Genomic DNA, 17,702 nt, shown 5'->3' on the forward strand with positions numbered 1-17,702 from the left:
GTCAATGTGGATGTGGCTGACCTGACGCCTTCGCGAGCAGGCTCGCTCCCACAGAGAAACCCGGGGCGGACCGGGCTTTGTGATTCGGCACATAAACCTGTGGGAGCACACCCCCTTCCACAATTTGCTCTGGTCAGTCGTCTCCCGGCGCCAGCAACAGATTGGGCGCCAGACGCTGATAGCCGTCCTGGGCCAGACGCATGTCCAGCAGCAAACTGCCGAGATCCGCCGACAACGCCTCGGCTTCGGCGTCGTTCTCCAGATAGAGCAATTTCAGGTAGCTGTTGCAGCTCGGGCAGACTTCGGCGCGCAGCGGCGCCTGTTCGGCGCTGTGCCGGTCGTCTTCCTGGCTCAGATACTCAAGGCCCTTGCTCTGCTCGCAATACACGCACTTGACCCGCACCACATGCCATTCGCAGGCGCACAGCGAACACACCAGATAGCGCAAACCGTTGTGCTTGCCGCGATGGCGAATCACCCCGGCCATGGCCGGTGAACCACAGGCCGGGCATTGGCTGAGGCTATCGCCAGGCTTGAGTTGCAGATTTGGCACACTGAGCAGCCAGTGGCTCCATGCGGTTTGCAGCGCCGCGCCGAGAAACGGCACCAGCGCCGCCGGCACCAGCGAATACTGCCCACTGACCAGCGCCACCGCCCACGCGCGCAACTGGCCGGAACTGGCCCCGCGCAGAGTGTCCAGCGCGTCGATCACTGCAGGTTGATCCGCTGGCGCATAGCGCTGCAGCAAGGCGTCAAGCCACGGCTGCCAGGCATCTTCGCGCACCAAGGTATCTGCCGCGAATGGTGGCAGACCGTGTTGCTGACAGGCTTCGAAACGCTGCGCATCAAACGGCGCGGTGAGCGGCGGATCGTCGAAGACCTGCTGCTGCGCCCGGCACAATCCGGCCATCAGCCGTAGATAATCCGCCAACCCATTGCCCTCGGCCAGACGCTCGAGGCGTTCAGCGCGCAGGGCAAACAGGTTACGTGGCGGCAGATACAGAAACGGCGGCGAACTGGCCGCCGCCTCGATTTCCCCAGGTTCAAGAATGCTTGGCAAAAGTCAGCCCTTTTTTGTCAGCGGTCGCTCGGGCACGTCCCGAGGCTGTTCGTCGCGGGTCACCTCGCGGTACCACAGTTCATGGTGTTTTCTCGCCCACGGCCGGCTGACCCAGCCATGCAACATGGCGTCGACCGAACCCTTGATCCACAAACCGGCGTAGATGTGCACGATGATGCTCAGCACCAGCACGAACCCGGCCAGCGCATGCAGCAGCATGGCCCAGCGGATCGTGGTGATGGCGAAGTACGCGCTGAACCACGCGCGCCAGATCACCAGCCCGGTGAACAGCAACGCGAGCATGCACAGCAGTAAAGTCCAGAACAGCAACTTCTGCCCGGCGTTGTATTTGCCCACCGGCGGCACGCTTTCTTCGTCGTTGACCATCACCCGGTTGATCCGCCGCAGCCACTGGCGGTCATTGGCGATGAAGAAATTGGTACGCCAGAAGCTGAACACCAGGCCGAGAAACAGCACGAACATGGCGATGCCCATGTACGGGTGCAGAATCCGCGTCCAGGTGCCGCCGCCGAACAGGTTGCTCAGCCAGAACAGCGATGGATGAAACAACGCCAGCCCGGACAACCCGGCCATGAAAAACAGGATCGCTACCAGCCAGTGGTTGGTGCGCTGGTTGGCGCTGTAACGCAGGATCGTCTTGTTGCTCATGGCCGCTCCTCCCCGCGTGGATCGAAGGTGTGCACCGCCGGGTCGACCACGTGCACCGAGGTGTCGGGTGGCGTGGGATGCTCATCCTCCTCGACACGATTCGGGCCGATGCGCACGTAGTGGAAGAACCCGGCCAGCACCGCCGCGCCCATCGCCAGCAGGCCGAGGGGTTTGCTGATGCCTTTCCACAAACCCACCAGCGGACTGATCGCCGGATGGTCCGGCAAACCTGCATAGATTTTCGGCGTATCGGCGTGATGCAGCACGTACATCACGTGGGTGCCACCAACGCCTGCCGGGTCGTACAGACCGGCGTTTTCAAAACCACGGCTTTTCAGGTCGACGATGCGTTCGGCGGCGTGTTCTTTCATGTCTTCCTTGGTGCCGAAGACGATCGCGCCGGTCGGGCAGGTTTTCACGCAGGCCGGCTCCAGCCCCACCGCCACCCGGTCGGAACACAGTGTGCATTTGTAGGCCTTGTGATCCTTCTGCGAGATGCGCGGAATGTTGAACGGGCAACCGGTGATGCAATAGCCGCAACCGATGCAGTGGTCCTGATCGAAATCGACGATGCCGTTGGCATGCTGAATGATCGCCCCGGGGCTTGGGCACGCGGCCAGACAACCGGGCTCGGCGCAGTGCATGCAGCCGTCCTTGCGGATCAGCCATTCGAGGTTGCCGGCGTCGGTTTCGTGCTCGGTGAAGCGCATCAGCGTCCACGAATCCGCCGTCAGATCCTGCGGATTGTCGTAGGTGCCGTGGTTGTGACCGACCTCGTCGCGCAGCTCGTTCCATTCCGAGCAGGCGACCTGGCAGGCCTTGCAACCGATGCATTTGGTCGTGTCGATCAGCTTGGCAACGCCCTGCTGAGTCCTTACCGACGGCGGCACGGTGGTGGTGGCCGAGCGGGCAATGATGTCTTGGCTGGCCATTTACAGTTTCTCCACGTTGACCAGGAATGACTTGGATTCCGGGGTCTGAGTGTTGCCATCGCCGAGGAACGGCACCAGGGTGTTGGTCAGGTAACCGTGGCGCGTCAGGCCGGTGAAACCCCAGTGCAGCGGGATGCCGATCTGATGCACGACCTGGCCGTTGACCTGCAGCGGCCGGATCCGTTTGGTCACCACCGCCACCGCTTCGATAAACCCGCGCTTGCAGCTGACCCGCACCCGATCACCGGCAGCAATGCCCTTCTCGTTCGCCAGCACCTCGCCGATTTCAACGAACTGCTCAGGCTGGGCAATCGCGTTCAACTTGCAGTGCTTGCTCCAGAAGTGGAAATGCTCGGTAAGCCGATAACTGGTGCCGGCGTACGGGAAGTCCTTGGCTTCGCCGAGGGTTTCCCAGACCGAATCGAAGATCCGCGCCGCCGGGTTGCTGGTGGCCTTCTTGTTTTGCGGGTGCAGCGGGTTGATGCCGATCGGCGTTTCGAACGGCTCGTAGTGTTCGGGGAATGGGCCTTCGTTCATCTTGTCGACGGCGAAGAACCGGGCCACGCCTTCGGGGTTCATGATGAACGGATTCATCCCGGCTTCCGGCGGCACGTCGGCCTTGTAGTCCGGCACATCGGTGCCGGTCCAGGTCTTGCCGTTCCACCACACCAGCCGCTTTTTCGGGTCCCACGGTTTGCCCGCCGGATCTGACGAAGCGCGGTTGTAGAGAATCCGCCGATTCGCCGGCCACGCCCACGCCCAGCCCTGATGCTGGTGCATGCCGAATGGGTCGGCGTTATCGCGCCGGGCCATCTGGTTACCGGCCTCGGTCCAGCTGCCGGCGAAAATCCAGCAACCGGACGCGGTGCTGCCGTCATCCTTGAGCAAGCCGAAACCGGCCAGTTGCGTACCGGCCTTGACCGTGACACCGCTGGCATCGGTGAAATCGCTGACGGCGGTGCCGTTGATTTCCCGCGCCAGTTCTTCCGGCGAAGGCTCGTCGGGGATCTTGTATGGCCACGACAGTTTCAGCAGCGGATCAGGAAACTTGCCGCCTTCGATCTGATAACGCTGGCGCAGGCGCAGGAACAGTTCGCTCATGATGCGAATGTCGGTCTGTGCTTCGCCGGGGCCGTCGGCACCCTTCCAGTGCCATTGCAGCCAGCGGCTGCTGTTGACCAGCGAGCCGTCTTCCTCGGCAAAACAGGTAGTTGGCAGGCGAATGACTTCGGTCTGGATTTCGGCGGTTTTCACGTCGTTGTACGGCCCGACGTTCTGCCAGAACTCCGAGGTTTCCGTGGCGAGCGGGTCCATCACCACCAGCCACTTGAGCTTGGCCAATGCGCCCATCACGCGGTTCTTGTCCGGCAACGCCGCGATCGGATTGAAGCCTTGGCAGAAGTAGCCGTTGACCTTGCCCTGGCTCATCAGATCGAACATTTTCAGCACGTCGTAGTTGGGGATGTCGAGCTTCGGCAAATGATCGAACAGCCAGTTGTTCTCGGCGGTGGCATTGGCGCCGTACCAGGATTTCATCAGGCTGACGTGGAATTTGCTGTAGTTCTGCCAGTACGAAAGCTGCCCCGGTCTGAGCGGAACCTGCGTGCGTTTGAAGATGAACTGACCGTAGTCCTGCTCGCTGTCGCTGGGCAGCGTGAGGTAGCCGGGCAAGGCGTTGGACAGCAGGCCGAGATCGGTCAGACCCTGGATGTTCGAGTGCCCGCGCAGCGCATTGACGCCACCGCCGGGCATGCCGATGTTGCCCAGCAGCAATTGCACCATCGCCGCGCTGCGGATGATCTGCGCGCCGATCGAGTGCTGCGTCCAGCCGAGGGCATAGAGAATCGTCATGGTCTTGCCCGGTGTCGAGCAGGTGGCAATCTCTTCCCAGATTTTCTGCATGGCGTCGACCGGCATGCCGCAGATCTGGCTGGCCAGGTCGATGTTGTAGCGGCTGTAATGATGCTTCATCAGTTGATAGACGCAGCGCGGGTCTTGCAGGGTCGGGTCGACGCGGACGAAACCGTCCTCGGCGAATTCGTAGCCCCAGCCGGACTTGTCGGTGTAGCTGCGTTTTTCCGCGTCATAGCCGCTGAACAGGCCGTCTTCGAAGCCATAGCCGGCTTTGACGATGAACGACACGTCGGTGTAATTGCGCACGTATTCGTGCTGGATCTTGTCCTCGGTCAGCAGGTAATTGATCAATCCGCCCATGAAGGCGATGTCGGTACCGGTGCGGATCGGCGCGTAATAGTCGGCCACCGAAGCGGTCCGGGTAAAACGCGGATCGACCACGATCAGCCGCGCAGCGTTGTGCGCCTTGGCCTCGGTCACCCATTTGAAGCCGCACGGATGCGCTTCTGCTGCGTTGCCACCCATCACCAGGATCAGATTCGCGTTGGCGATATCGGTCCAGGTGTTGGTCATGGCACCACGGCCGTACGTCGGGGCAAGACTTGCCACCGTCGGGCCGTGTCAGACACGCGCCTGGTTATCGAACCCCAGCAGACCGAGGCTGCGAATCACCTTCTGAGTGATGTAGCCGGCTTCGTTGGATGCCGCCGATGCCGCGAGAAAACCGGTGGTCAGCCAGCGATTCACCGTTTGCCCGTTGGCATTTTTCTCGATGAAGTTGGCGTCGCGGTCGGCCTTCATCAGGTCGGCGATGCGATCGAGGGCTTCGTCCCAGCCGATGCGCGTCCATTCATTGCTGCCGGGCTTGCGCACTTGCGGGTACTGCAAGCGGCCGGGGCTGTGAATGAAGTCGAGCAGGCCCGCGCCTTTCGGGCACAGCGTGCCGCGATTGACCGGGTGGTCGGCATCGCCTTCGATGTGAATGATGTTTTGCGCCACGTTCTTGCCGGCATCGCCCTGGCTGTACATGATCAAACCGCAACCGACCGAGCAATACGGGCAGGTGTTGCGGGTTTCACGGGTGTGGGCGAGCTTGAAGTGACGCACCTGCTCGGCGAAGGCCGCCGTCGGGGCCATGCCCAACGCGCCCAGGCTTGAGCCTGCAAGGCCGATACCGGCGACCTTGAAGAACTGACGACGGCTGAGATCCATCGTGCACTCCTGATCAGGTGGAACCCGGTACTTGTGCCGGGCTTTATCTGGACAATCACGGTTGCGACGCCTTGACGCCGACTTTTTCACTGTAGACAAAGACCTTGCCGATTGTGTGAAAACCGACCGTCGGGTGTCTGGCCCGGATTTCCAGCCAGTGCACACCCCCCCCTGTGGGAGCGAGCCTGCTCGCGAAAGCGCTGGGTCATCCAACTCGATGCTGCCTGACCCGACGTATTCGCGAGCAGGCTCGCTCCCACACAGATGGTGTTGCGCATAGAATGTCCGGCAGAACCAACTCCGCCTCGACGAGACCATGCATGACTTTCGATTTTGATCAGCTGTTCGACCGCCACCACACTGGCAGCACCAAGTGGAGCCGTTACCCGACGGATGTGTTGCCGATGTGGGTCGCTGACATGGATTTCGCCGCGCCGCCGGTCATCGTCGAAGCCTTGCAACAGCGCCTGCTGCACCCGCTGCTCGGTTACAGCGTGGCCCAGGACAACCTGCGCGACGCCATCGTCGCCGACCTGTGGAACAAGTACGCATGGCAGGTCAAACCGCAGGAGCTGATTTTCCTGCCGGGCGTGGAATCGGGTTTCAACATGGCCCTCAAGGCCTTGGTCCAGGCGCAGCAGAATGTTGTCGTGCAAGTGCCGAACTATCCGCCGCTGCGCCATGCGCCGGGCCACTGGGGCCTGAACAAGGTCGAGCTGCAATTCGAAGCCCAGGCCGATGGCACTTACGCCACGCCGCTGGACGCACTGCGCGAGTCGCTGAAAGGCGGCGGCGCCCTGCTGTTGAGCAACCCGCACAACCCGATCGGCAAGGTCTTCGCCCGCGAAGAATTGCAGGCAGTCGCGGATATCTGCGCAGCGCAGGACGCGTGGATCATCTCCGACGAAATTCATGCCGAACTGTGCTTCGACGGCCGCGTGCACATTCCCACCGCCTCGCTGAGTCCGGAAATTTCCAAGCGCACGATCACCCTGATGTCGGCGAGCAAGGCCTACAACATCGCCGGTCTGAAGACCTCGTTCATGATCATTCAGGACGCCGCGCTGCGTGAACGCGTCAACCACGCCCGCTGCGGCATGGTCGACAGCGTCAACCCGCTGGGCATGGAAGCCACCCGCGTCGCCTACAGCGAAGCCGGGCCTTGGCTCGCGGAATTGAAAATCTACGTGCAGGCCAACCGCGACTGGCTGGTGAACGCCGTACGCACGCGCCTGCCGGGCGTGACCATCAATGTGCCGCAGGGCACGTATCTGGCGTGGCTCGATTGCACCGCGCTGGACCTGCCGGATCCGCAGCGGTTCTTCCTCGAACAGGGCAAGGTCGGCCTGAGTGCCGGGCTCGATTTTGGTGACCAGCATCAGCAGTTCGTGCGCTTGAACTTCGGTTGCCCGAGGGCGTTGCTCGAAGAAGGGATTGCGCGGATGGAGCGGGCGCTGGCCAGCCGCAAACGCTGATCCTTGCCCGGTATTCCCCTGTATAAATGACCCCCTGTGGGAGCGAGCCTGCTCGCGAAAGCGCAGTGTCAGTCGACATATTTATCGTCTGACAGACCGCTTTCGCGAGCAGGCTCGCTCCCACATTGGTTTTGCATAGCCAACTAAATCCAGCGCAAATCCGATCGAACTCAAGACAAAGCCACCGGGTCAACCCGGAACACTGGACTTGAAATCAGGAGACCCTGCGATGACTGACTATCCAAAACCACCCTTCCCGAAACAAGCCCAACCGGTGCCCGGCTCGCAACGCAAGATGGAACCGTATCCAGACTGCGGCGAGCAAAGTTACGTCGGTTCCGGCCGCCTCGCCGGCAAGATCGCGCTGATCACCGGCGCTGACAGCGGCATCGGTCGCGCGGTGGCGATTGCCTTCGCCCGTGAAGGCGCCGACGTCGCCGTGGCTTACCTGAATGAACACGAAGACGCCAAGGAAACCGCACGCTGGGTCGAACAGGCCGGGCGTCAGTGCATCCTGCTGCCGGGCGATATCGCCGAAAAGGCTCAGTGCCAGGCGCTGGTCGACAAGACTGTCGAGCGCTTTGGCCGCATCGACATTCTGGTCAACAACGCCGCGTTCCAGATGACCCATGAAAACTTCGAGGAAATCCCCGATGACGAATGGGTGATGACCTTCGACGTCAACATCACCGCCATGTTCAGGATCTGTCAGGCGGCGATCAAACACATGCGCCCAGGCTCGTCGATCATCAACACCAGCTCGGTCAACTCGGACATGCCCAAACCGACCCTGCTGGCCTACGCCACCACCAAAGGCGCGATCGCCAACTTCACCGGTGGCCTGGCGCAGATGCTCGGGCCGAAGGAAATTCGCGTCAACAGCGTCGCCCCAGGCCCGATCTGGACGCCGCTGATCGTCTCGACCATGCCTGATGAAGAAGTACAGAACTTCGGCGGCAGCACCCCGCTCGGCCGTCCGGGCCAACCGGTGGAAGTCGCACCGATTTACGTGCTGCTGGCCTCCGACGAAGCCAGCTATATCACCGGCCAGCGCTACGGCGTGACCGGCGGCAAACCGATGCTGTAACCGTGCAGCAGAAAAACTGAACCCGAGCGGCATGGCATCTCTCCATACCTGTAAGCGCCTACGGGCCAACAGGAACAGGAGGTTGTCATGTCCGCCCCCCTCGTCAGACTCTTCACCCAACCGAACTTCGCCTGGACCGATATCCGCCGCGAAGAGGAAACCCATCCCCGCCACTACCTCGCGCATCTGCTGCTGCTCGCGTTGATTCCCGCCGTGTGCCTGTTCATCGGCACCACCTATGTCGGCTGGAGCCTCGCCGCGGGTGAGAACGTGCGCCTCAGCACGGCCAGCGCCCTGCAACTGAGCGTGCTGCTGTACGTGACGATCGTTGCTGGTGTGGCGATTATCGGCGGGTTTATCAGATGGATGTCGCGATCGTTCGATGCGCGACCAACGCTCAATCAATGCATCGGTTTTGCCGCCTACACGGTGACGCCGTTTTTCCTCGCCGGGATTGCCGGGCTGTACCCGAGCCGCTGGCTGGCGATTCTGGTGCTCGGCGCGGCGTCGATCTATTCGACGTTTTTGCTGTTCGTCGGCCTGCCGACCTTCATGCATGAGCGCAAGGAGCAAGGCCTGCTGTATTCGGCGTGCGTGTGGGGCGTTGGCCTGCTGGTGCTGGTGACCATGCTGGTGTCGATGATCCTGCTGTGGTTCAACGTGCTCATCCCCGAGTACCTGCGCACGACCGTGAGCTGACCCGGTGCGCCTGTCCTTGAGAATTCACCGAAGTGAGCGGTCATGAGTTTCGGCATATGGGTCGCGGTGCTCGGCGCCGTGCTGCTGACGCTGGCCCTGACGTCGTCGTGGTTGCGCTGGATGCCGGTCACCACCTCGGCGGTGTGCCTGCTGCTGGGCATCGCCATCGGCCCCAGCGGCCTCGACCTGCTGCAATTGCCGCTGGGGGAATCGTCGCTGTGGATGGAGCACCTGACTGAAGTCGCGGTGCTCTTTTCCTTGTTCGTCTGCGGTCTGAAGCTGCGGTTGCCGTTGGCCCACAAGACCTGGCGTATCGCTTTTGGTCTGGCGGGGCCGGTAATGATTCTGACGATTATCGGCGTATGCCTGCTGTTGCACTGGGGCCTGCAATTGCCGTGGGGACCGTCGTTGCTGATCGGCGCGATTCTGGCGCCGACCGACCCGGTGCTCGCCGCACTGGTGCAGGTCAATGATGCGCAGGACGTCGACAGCGTGCGCTTCGGCCTCTCCGGTGAAGCCGGGCTCAATGATGGCGTGGCTTTCCCTTTCGTGATTCTCGGCCTGCTGTTGCTGCACGGTGACGGCAGCGCCGGCGAATGGCAGCACTGGGTGCTTCGCAGTCTGTTATGGGCGGTGCCGGCGGGTTTGCTCACCGGTTACTGGATGGGGCGCGGCATTGGCCGCATCGCTCTGTTGCTGCGCATTCACAACGAGGACAGCACCCTCGGCCCGAACGATTACCTCACTCTCGCGCTGATCGCGCTGTCCTACGTGGTCGCCGACGCCATTGGCGGCTACGGCTTTCTTGCGGTTTTCGCTGCTGGCCTGGGTCTGCGTCAGGAGGAAGTCAAATCCACGGGCATCACCCAGGCACCTGCCGAGCATCTGGTGCAGCCGGTGGTCGGTCATCAGAACGTCGAACCACAGAACGCCGTGCACGGCGACACCGAGAAGCTGGAAGACAGCCAGGTCGCGGCGGGAATCATGATGGGCGACATGCTCGCATTCGGCAGTCTGGTCGAGCGGGCGATGGAAGTGTTTCTGGTGACCCTGCTCGGTGTCGTGCTGATTGCGCATTGGGACTGGCGGGCCTTGTGGATCGGCGCCGTGCTGTTCTGTCTGATTCGTCCACTGAGCGTGGCGCTGATGCCGTGGGGCAATCTGCTCAGCGGACCGCAGCGTTTGTTGATCGGCTGGTTTGGCATTCGTGGCATCGGCAGCCTTTTCTATCTGTTCTTCGCCCTGAACCATGGCCTCGATTCCGACGTGGCCAAGGTCTGTACCGACATCACGTTGTCGGTGGTGGCCCTGAGTATCCTGCTGCATGGCATCAGCACACAGCCGATGCTGGCGCGCTATGAAAGTCTGAAGCAACGAAAAAGCTGATTCTTCAACCGCTGCGCTTTGACGAAAATCATCGAAGATTTTTCTACAAAAAAATGGATCGCCGGGCGCGACCCAAGGGTCACACCTTTAACCGCGCCAACCATCCAGCGCGACCCGGCAGGTTCGGTTCCCCTGCGGTGAACAGCCTATCAAACGGAACCCCGACACAAACAAGGTCACAGTCATGAACGAATGCTCGACTCCTGCGCAAATCAAGGCTTGCAGAGCACTGGCTCTGGAACGCAATCGTCAACTGTTCGAAGAAGCCCACGAACTGAACCGAGCGGCCAACGCGCTGCTGGAACAGACCCCGACCGACTTCGAACGCTTTGAGCAATACCGGGCACTGCGCAAGAAAGCCGATGCGAAATTTGAAGATGCAATTGATCATCTGTGTGTGCTGAATGAGGATTTCCCGCCTATTCCGGCAGCGGTGCAGAATGCTGTTACACCGCGGCGTGAGCTGGAAACCGCGTGATAAAAGTCAAAAGCCCCTCACCCTAGCCCTCTCCCCGAGGGAGAGGGGACTGACCGAGGTGTTCTCACGTGCTACACCGACCTGGCATACCGCGCCGAATGTAGATTTTGAAAAGCATGAAGATCTGCTCCCTTTCCCCCTCGCCCCCTTGGGGGAGAGGGCTGGGGTGAGGGGGTAAGATCTCACTAACACCACAAAATCCAGCACCTGTCCCCTGCCCCCGACCAATCCACCTCAAGGATTGGTCACCTGAATAAACACCGCATACACCCCCAACATCACCCAGAACGTCGCAAAAATCCAAGGCGTGCGCACTGAGAACAGCAGCGACTTGCGATAGCCCTTGTGGCTCGATTCCATTTCGCTGAACAGTGGAGACTCGTCATACGCCGCGCCCATCACCGGTTCGCTGTGCAGCAACTGGCTTTGTTTAAAGTGCCAGTGATCAATGATGTCGTAAGCCGCACGAATCCCCGGCCAGGCATTCAGCGAACTGAGCACACCAAGCAGCGCCAGAAAAGGCGGCACGACAAGGGTGAACATCTTGCCCCACTCGGGATTGAGGTTGGCCATGCACGAGGCGAAAGCGATCACCAGAAACGACTGCGCCGCCAGGTAGGCGTCTGTGCGGTTGGCGAGGATGCTGGTTTCGTACTGGATTTCCCGGCGATAGAAATCCAGCCGCTCCTTGGGTGAGCCAAACATCTTGGCGTCGTGCTCGGCCAAGGCTTCTTCAACAGCGCTTGGCTGGGTCAATATGCGAGACAAGAGACGTGCCCTCCAAAAGTGAACAAGACTTTTGGAAAGGCACGCGTCAGCACTAGTTCAGCCGGATCGACCAGCGCGTCACTTCATCGACTGGGCGATGATCTGGACCAGATTCAACTGGGTGAACGGTTTCGGCAGGCGCGGCAGATCGGCGGCGAAGCCTTCCAAACGTTCGGCGTATCCAGTGGCGAGAATGATCGGCAAATCCGGCTTGAGCATACGCAAGGCGTGAGCCAGTTGCGCGCCGCTCATTTTTGGCATGGCCATGTCGGTGATCACCAGATCGATGACTTCGCCCTGATCGAACAGCGCCAGCGCCTGGGCGCCGGAGGTCGCGCCGATGACGCGGTGGCCGAGGTCTTCGAGCAGCAGGCTGGTGCTGGTCAGCACCAGCGAATCGTCATCGACCACCAACACGCTGAGCCTTGGGACCGCAATGGGCGCGGCGTTGCTGTACGCCGGGCGACTGGCCGTTTGCTCTAGCGCCACCGGAATCCACAGTTCGGCCGCCGTGCCGTGGCCCTTCTCGCTTTTGAGAGTAAAGCGCCCGCCCAACTGCTCGATAAAGCCGTGCACCATCGACAAGCCCAGCCCGGTGCCTTTGCCCAGGCCCTTGGTGGTGAAGAACGGGTCGCGGGCGCAGGCCAGCGTGGCTTCATCCATGCCTTCGCCGCTGTCGATCAGGCTCAGGCACACGTAACGCCCCGCTGCCAGGGTCGAATGAGTTTGTTCCAGCACCACTTCGGCTTGCGCCTGAATGATCACCGTGCCGCCCTCGGGCATGGCATCGCGGGCGTTGGTGGCGAGATTGAGGATCGCCAGTTCCAGCTGATTGCTATCGGCCAGCACTGGCTGCAGGTCGTCGGGAAAGCGTGTTTCGATACGAATGCCCGGTCCGAGCGAACTGCGCAGCAGCCCGGTGATGCCTTGCACCAATTGCGGGATATCCACCGATTCGGTCTTCAGTTCCTGACGCCGGGCGAAGGCCAGCATGCGCTGGGTCAGCGAGACACCGCGCAAGGCCCCTTGGGTGGCGTTCTCCAGCAGTCGAGCGATTTTCGGCGCGTCGCCGATGCGTTTCTGCACGATCTCGAGATTGCCGAGAATCACCGTCAGCAGGTTGTTGAAGTCATGGGCGATGCCGCCGCTGAGTTGGCCGATCGCCTGCATCTTCTGCGCCTGGAACAACGCCTCGCGGGTCTTTTCCAGGGCTTGCTGCGCCTCGTGCGCCTCGGTCACATCGCGGGTGATCTTGGCAAAGCCGAGCAGCGTGCCGGTGTCGCCGCGAATCGCATCGACGACCACGTGGGCAAGAAACCGCGTGCCGTCCTTGCGCATCCGCCAACTGCGGCTCTCGAACCGGCCTTCGCGGGTGGCAATCTCCAGCGAGCGCTGCGGCTCGCCGAGTTCGCGGTCTTCGGGGGTGTAGAAAATCGAAAAATGCTGGCCGATGATTTCTTCCGGCAAGTAACCCTTGATGCGCTGCGCGCCCTGGTTCCAGTTGCTGACGCAACCTTCGGGGCTGAGCATGTAGATCGCGTAGTCGGTGACGCCCTGCACCAGCAGGCGGAACTGCTGTTCGCTTTGCTTGAGGGTTTCCTCGGCCATTTTGCGGTCGGTGAGGTCGCGGGTGATCTTGGCGAAACCGAGCAGTTCGCCGTTGGGGTCGATGATCGGATCGATCACCACGTGCGACCAGAAGTGCGTGCCGTCCTTGCGCACGCGCCAGCCCTCGCCTTCGAAGCGACCTTCACGGATCGCTGTGTCCAGCGCCCGTTGCGGCATGCCGTTGGCGCGGTCTTCCGGGGTATAGAAGCGCGAGAAATGCTCGCCGATGATTTCCGCTTCTTCGTAGCCCTTGAAGCGTTTGGCGCCGGAGTTCCAACTGGTGATGGTACCGTCGGGGTCGATCATGTAGATCGCATAGTCGACAACCGCGTCGATCAATAGCCGGAAACGGCTGTCTTCGATCGCTGCGGTACTGTTGTTTTCACTCATCACACTCACCAGCCACTGTCATGGGCTGAAGTATGCGTGAATCCACTGATTTGGAAAGTGCCGGCTCGCTTTTGATTGCCCACCACTGCGGCAGCAGTTGCTGGATGCGGCTTTCGGCAAAGCGGTCATCAATGAGCATGACCGTACCGCGATCCTCGCGGGTGCGAATCACCCGCCCGGCGGCTTGTACGACTTTTTGCATGCCCGGGTACAGATAGGTGTAGTCGTAGCCGGCGCCAAAAATCGCCGCCATGCGCCGCTTCATCTGCTCGTTGACCGGGTTGAGCTGCGCCAGCCCCAGCGTGGCGATGAACGCGCCGATCAGCCGCGCGCCGGGCAAATCGATGCCCTCGCCAAACGCCCCGCCCAGCACCGCAAACCCGACGCCCTGGCTGTCGGCGCTGAACTGGTCGAGAAACGCCTGCCGCGCGCCCTCGGCCATGCCCCGCGATTGCAGCCACTGGGTGATGTGCGGATGGCGCTCGGCCAATAAGGTCGCGACCTGTTGCAGGTAATCGAAACTGCTGAAGAACGCCAGATAGTTGCCCGGGCGCTCGCTGAACTGGCGCGCGATCAGTTCGACGATAGGCTCCAGCGAGGCCTGGCGATGGTTAAAACGGGTGGAGATCTGGCTGACGATGTGTACCTGCAATTGCTCGGCGCTGAACGGCGATTCGACGTCGATGCACACCGTGTCGGCGGGCGTGCCGAGCAGGTCGGCGTAATAGTTGCGCGGGCTCAGCGTGGCCGAGAACAGCACGCTGCTGCGCGCCGCTGTCAGGCGCGGGCCGATGAACGCCGCCGGCACCACGTTGCGCAGGCACAGTTGCGACAGCGGACGCTTGCGGTCGAGATCGCGTTTGCTGATATCGAACAGGTAATGCTCGTCGTACAGCTCGGCGACCCGGGCGAATTGCAGCAGATCGAAATAGAAATTCTGCAAGCTGCTGTCGAGGCCTTGCGGATGCTCGTTGAGGTAATCACCAATGGCCGCGCAACACAGCGAGATGGCGTGCAGGAGCTTGTCCGGCGCCTTGTCGTACGCCTGATACGCCGCCAGTTGCGGCGCATGCAGCGCGTTCCATTCGCGGTTGACCCGTTGCAGGGAATTCTTCAGCGCTGCCGGCGCGGTTTTGCGCACGCTGGCGAGGGTGAACTGGTCGAGACTGGCGCTGTACATTTGCCGGCCGCGTTCGACCAGGTTGTGCGCCTCGTCGGCCAGCACCGCGACTTTCCATTGATTGAGCTGGGCCAGGCCGAACAGCAGCGCGCTGAAGTCGAAGTAATAGTTGTAGTCGGCAACCACCACATCCGCCCAACGGGCCATTTCCTGACTCAGGTAATACGGGCATACGCTGTGCTGCGCGGCAACTTCACGCATCGCCGCCTGATCCAGCAGATTGATATGGCTGGCAGATTCGCGGGCAGCCGGCAGGCGATCATAAAAACCCTGGGCCAACGGACAGGATTCACCGTGGCAGGCTTTGTCCGGATGTTCGCAGGCCTTGTCGCGAGCAACCATTTCCATCACTCGCAGCGGCAAGTCCGGCGCTTGCCTGAACAACACTTGACTGGCATCGAGCGCCAGTTTGCGTCCGGGAGTCTTGGCGGTGAGAAAGAACACCTTGTCCAGTTGCTGCGGCGCCAAGGCCTTGAGCATCGGAAATAGCGTGCCAAGGGTTTTGCCGATGCCGGTCGGCGCCTGGGCCATGAGGCAGCGGCCGGTGCTGACGGCTTTGAACACTGATTCGGCCAGATGCCGTTGGCCGGGACGAAAATCCGCGTGCGGGAACGGCAGTTGCTGCGCGGCCAGATTGCGCGCTTCGCGATGGGCCATTTCCTGCTCGGCCCATTGCAGGAACAAAGCGCACTGCTGCGCGAAAAACCCCTGAAGCGACTCGGCGCTGTAGGATTCAACCAGGCAGGTTTCCTTTTCGCTGACGACGTCGAAATACACCAGCGCCAGATTGATCTGCTGCAATTGCAGTTTCTGGCACATCAACCAGCCGTAGATTTTCGCCTGCGCCCAGTGCAACTGGCGGTGATTGGCCGGTTGCTTGCTCAAGTCGCCGCGATAGGTTTTGACTTCTTCCAGGCAGTTTTGCGCCGGGTCGTAACCGTCCGCCCTGCCCTTGACCTTCAGCTCGCCGAATTCGCCTTGCAGCGCCACTTCGCTCTGGTACTGCTCGCTGCGTCGCGAGGCCACGGTGCGATGGCCGACGATGCCTTCCAGCGCGGTCGGTGACGGGGTGAAGCGCAGGTCGAGGTCGCCGGTCTTGGCGGTGAACTCGCACAGTGCACGCACGGCAACGCTGTAGCTCAAGCGCTCTGCTCCGCCCATTGCACGTAACACACGGCCACCGGCATTTGATGCTCGTGGCAGAACTCCAGCCAGCGCAGTTGATTGTCCTGCAAGCGGTCGCCGGGGCCTTTGACTTCGATCATCCGGTAGGTCTTGTGCTGCGGCCAGAACTGGATCAGGTCCGGCATGCCAGCGCGGTTGGCCTTGATGTCGAGCAATAGACGATTGCACCAGTGTTTGAGGTGTTCGGCGGGCAGACAGGCCAGCGCCTGTTCCAGCAAGTCTTCGTTGAGCGCGCCCCAGAACACGAACGGCGACTGGATGCCCCACTTGTCGACGAAGCGCTGGCGGATGGTCTCGGCGTAGCGGCCGTCATCGAGTTCGCCCAGGCAGGCCTGGAACAGCTCGGCGCGGCGCTCGAGGAAGTCTTCGCTGAGCAGATCCACCGGGCCGCGCTGGAACGGGTTAAAGAACGCGCCCGGCAACGGCGCGAAGATCGCCGGCCAGCACAACAGGCCGAACAGTGAATTAATCAGGCTGTTCTCGACGTAATGCACCGGGCCGTCATCGGCGTGCAAGTGCGCTTGCACATGGAATTCCACCGATCGCGTCGGATCGACGCGTGGCAAGTGCAAGTCGAGGCGCTCGACCTCTCTGGCCTTGGCACGCTTGAGCGGCGGGCCACCGAGTTTGCGCCGCAGACGCGGGACGATGCGTTGCAAACCTTGTTGCTCGGCCGCGCTTTGCGGTGCCTGTTCGGCCAGCGTGCCGAGCTCCAGCGCCAGCGCGTATTCGCCGCAACGCTCGAGCACACGGATCATCCGCAGCCGTGCGCCCGGATAAGCGCAGTCGCGGTAAACACTCAGGGCCAGCGCAAAGTCGCCGATGCGCTCGCCATATTGGCCGATCTGGAACAACGCCTTGGCTTGCCGGCGGCGCAGCCACGGGTTGTCGAATTGCACGGCGTTGATCTGTTCGACGATCTCGTCCAGCGCTTCACCGGCTTCGAAGCGCAACTGGCATTGATGCAGGAACAGGCAGGCGTCGACGTCTTCGCGGCTGCGCAGGCCTCGGGAGTCGGCGCAGAACTCGACTTTTTCATAAGTGAAGATGCCCAGGTCGGCCAGCACGAACTCCGACCAGTCCTGATACAGATTGCCGAAGAACATCAGGCGCAGGCGATCGCACAGGTCCATCAGGGTCAGGCTGAACAGCCGCTCAGCCAGTTGCGGCGCCCAGACACGCAGGGGCTGCGCCTCGCTGAACTGTTCGGCCAGCACCGGCAGCCACTCGTCCTTGCGCCCTTTCGGCTGTTCTATAAAGGTGCCGAACGCTTGCAGCAGCTCGGCCTTGAGCAGGACATCAAACAGCTCTGCCAGGGTCAGCGCAGCGTGTTCGTCGAGCCAGCCGTGTTCGAGCAACGGCCGCGCCGCCTCGGCAATGTCGCCGATTTCCAGATAGTTGAGTTTGCTCGCGCGAAAGTGAATGCCCTTGCGCATGACCATGCGCACCAGCAATCCCTGCGAGGCTTGCGGCAGCGTGTTGAAGTCGCGGATGAAGCCGTGCTCGCTTGCGCTCATCACATCGGCATAGCGAAGCCCAAGCCAATCAAGCACTTGCCGGAAGTTGTTGAGGTAATAGAACGGATCGTCGAGAGGGTTGGAGGTCACGGGAATTCAAAGCCACGGCAAGCGAACACTGGTTATGCGTACAGATAACAGCTCAGCCCTGCCCGGCGCAAACGGAAAAAGATCAATGGCATTTTTTCGCGCCGCCATCGAA

The 17,702-nt window shown here is 61.5% G+C and carries 13 protein-coding genes; 5 read left to right on the forward strand and 8 right to left on the reverse strand.

Translation table 11 applies throughout. The annotated features are described in order from the left end of the window. Nucleotides 1-133: 133 nt before the first annotated feature. From fdhE to fdnG, 4 genes are read right to left on the reverse strand one after another with little or no spacing between them, the layout of a single operon-like run. Complete coding sequence (gene fdhE / locus AB9L16_RS13500) at nt 134-1,060, reverse strand: formate dehydrogenase accessory protein FdhE (protein ID WP_095180076.1); 927 nt, start codon at nt 1,058-1,060, stop codon at nt 134-136. A 3-nt stretch (nt 1,061-1,063) separates the two neighbouring features. Beyond that, nucleotides 1,064-1,729, reverse strand: a complete 666-nt coding sequence (locus AB9L16_RS13505) for a formate dehydrogenase subunit gamma (RefSeq protein ID WP_375122219.1) — start codon at nt 1,727-1,729, stop codon at nt 1,064-1,066. Next, nucleotides 1,726-2,661, reverse strand: coding sequence for a formate dehydrogenase subunit beta (gene fdxH / locus AB9L16_RS13510; protein WP_016774818.1), 936 nt, complete (start codon nt 2,659-2,661; stop codon nt 1,726-1,728). Before fdxH ends, AB9L16_RS13505 begins: the two co-directional genes overlap by 4 nt. Beyond that, nucleotides 2,662-5,727 (reverse strand): formate dehydrogenase-N subunit alpha, encoded by a 3,066-nt coding sequence (gene fdnG, locus AB9L16_RS13515; protein WP_375122220.1) that lies wholly within the window; start codon nt 5,725-5,727, stop codon nt 2,662-2,664. A gap of 320 nt (nt 5,728-6,047) precedes the next feature. Between fdnG and AB9L16_RS13520 the strand changes: the two genes are divergently transcribed. The 5 genes from AB9L16_RS13520 to AB9L16_RS13540 all read left to right on the forward strand — a co-directional run bounded on the left by AB9L16_RS13520 (nt 6,048) and on the right by AB9L16_RS13540 (nt 10,852). Then, the gene (locus AB9L16_RS13520; protein ID WP_375122221.1) at nt 6,048-7,202 is read left to right on the forward strand and encodes a MalY/PatB family protein; all 1,155 of its coding nucleotides are present in this window, start codon (nt 6,048-6,050) and stop codon (nt 7,200-7,202) included. 229 nt (nt 7,203-7,431) lie between these two features. Further along, the gene (locus AB9L16_RS13525) at nt 7,432-8,289 is read left to right on the forward strand and encodes a glucose 1-dehydrogenase (protein WP_016774822.1); all 858 of its coding nucleotides are present in this window, start codon (nt 7,432-7,434) and stop codon (nt 8,287-8,289) included. A gap of 87 nt (nt 8,290-8,376) precedes the next feature. Beyond that, nucleotides 8,377-8,988, forward strand: coding sequence for a Yip1 family protein (locus AB9L16_RS13530; RefSeq protein ID WP_256809954.1), 612 nt, complete (start codon nt 8,377-8,379; stop codon nt 8,986-8,988). Between the two features lie 42 nt (nt 8,989-9,030). Continuing rightward, nucleotides 9,031-10,374, forward strand: a complete 1,344-nt coding sequence (locus AB9L16_RS13535; RefSeq protein ID WP_375122222.1) for a cation:proton antiporter — start codon at nt 9,031-9,033, stop codon at nt 10,372-10,374. 184 nt (nt 10,375-10,558) lie between these two features. Beyond that, nucleotides 10,559-10,852, forward strand: a complete 294-nt coding sequence (locus AB9L16_RS13540; RefSeq protein ID WP_039761510.1) for a hypothetical protein — start codon at nt 10,559-10,561, stop codon at nt 10,850-10,852. A 234-nt stretch (nt 10,853-11,086) separates the two neighbouring features. Here the strand turns inward: AB9L16_RS13540 and AB9L16_RS13545 are convergent, their stop codons facing one another. The 4 genes from AB9L16_RS13545 to AB9L16_RS13560 form a co-directional block, all read right to left on the reverse strand. Next, the gene (locus AB9L16_RS13545) at nt 11,087-11,620 is read right to left on the reverse strand and encodes a hypothetical protein (RefSeq protein WP_016774826.1); all 534 of its coding nucleotides are present in this window, start codon (nt 11,618-11,620) and stop codon (nt 11,087-11,089) included. A gap of 78 nt (nt 11,621-11,698) precedes the next feature. After that, entirely contained in the window at nt 11,699-13,618 is a 1,920-nt protein-coding gene (locus AB9L16_RS13550; protein WP_375122223.1) for a PAS domain S-box protein, read from the reverse strand. After that, the gene (locus AB9L16_RS13555; protein WP_375122224.1) at nt 13,611-15,941 is read right to left on the reverse strand and encodes a helicase C-terminal domain-containing protein; all 2,331 of its coding nucleotides are present in this window, start codon (nt 15,939-15,941) and stop codon (nt 13,611-13,613) included. Before AB9L16_RS13555 ends, AB9L16_RS13550 begins: the two co-directional genes overlap by 8 nt. Next, entirely contained in the window at nt 15,938-17,590 is a 1,653-nt protein-coding gene (locus tag AB9L16_RS13560) for a VRR-NUC domain-containing protein (protein WP_375122225.1), read from the reverse strand. The genes AB9L16_RS13555 and AB9L16_RS13560 overlap by 4 nt, the downstream gene beginning before the upstream one ends. Nucleotides 17,591-17,702: the final 112 nt, after the last annotated feature.

The sequence above is a fragment of the Pseudomonas sp. LW8 genome, assembly GCF_041956865.1.
Lineage (GTDB): Bacteria > Pseudomonadota > Gammaproteobacteria > Pseudomonadales > Pseudomonadaceae > Aquipseudomonas > Aquipseudomonas siliginis.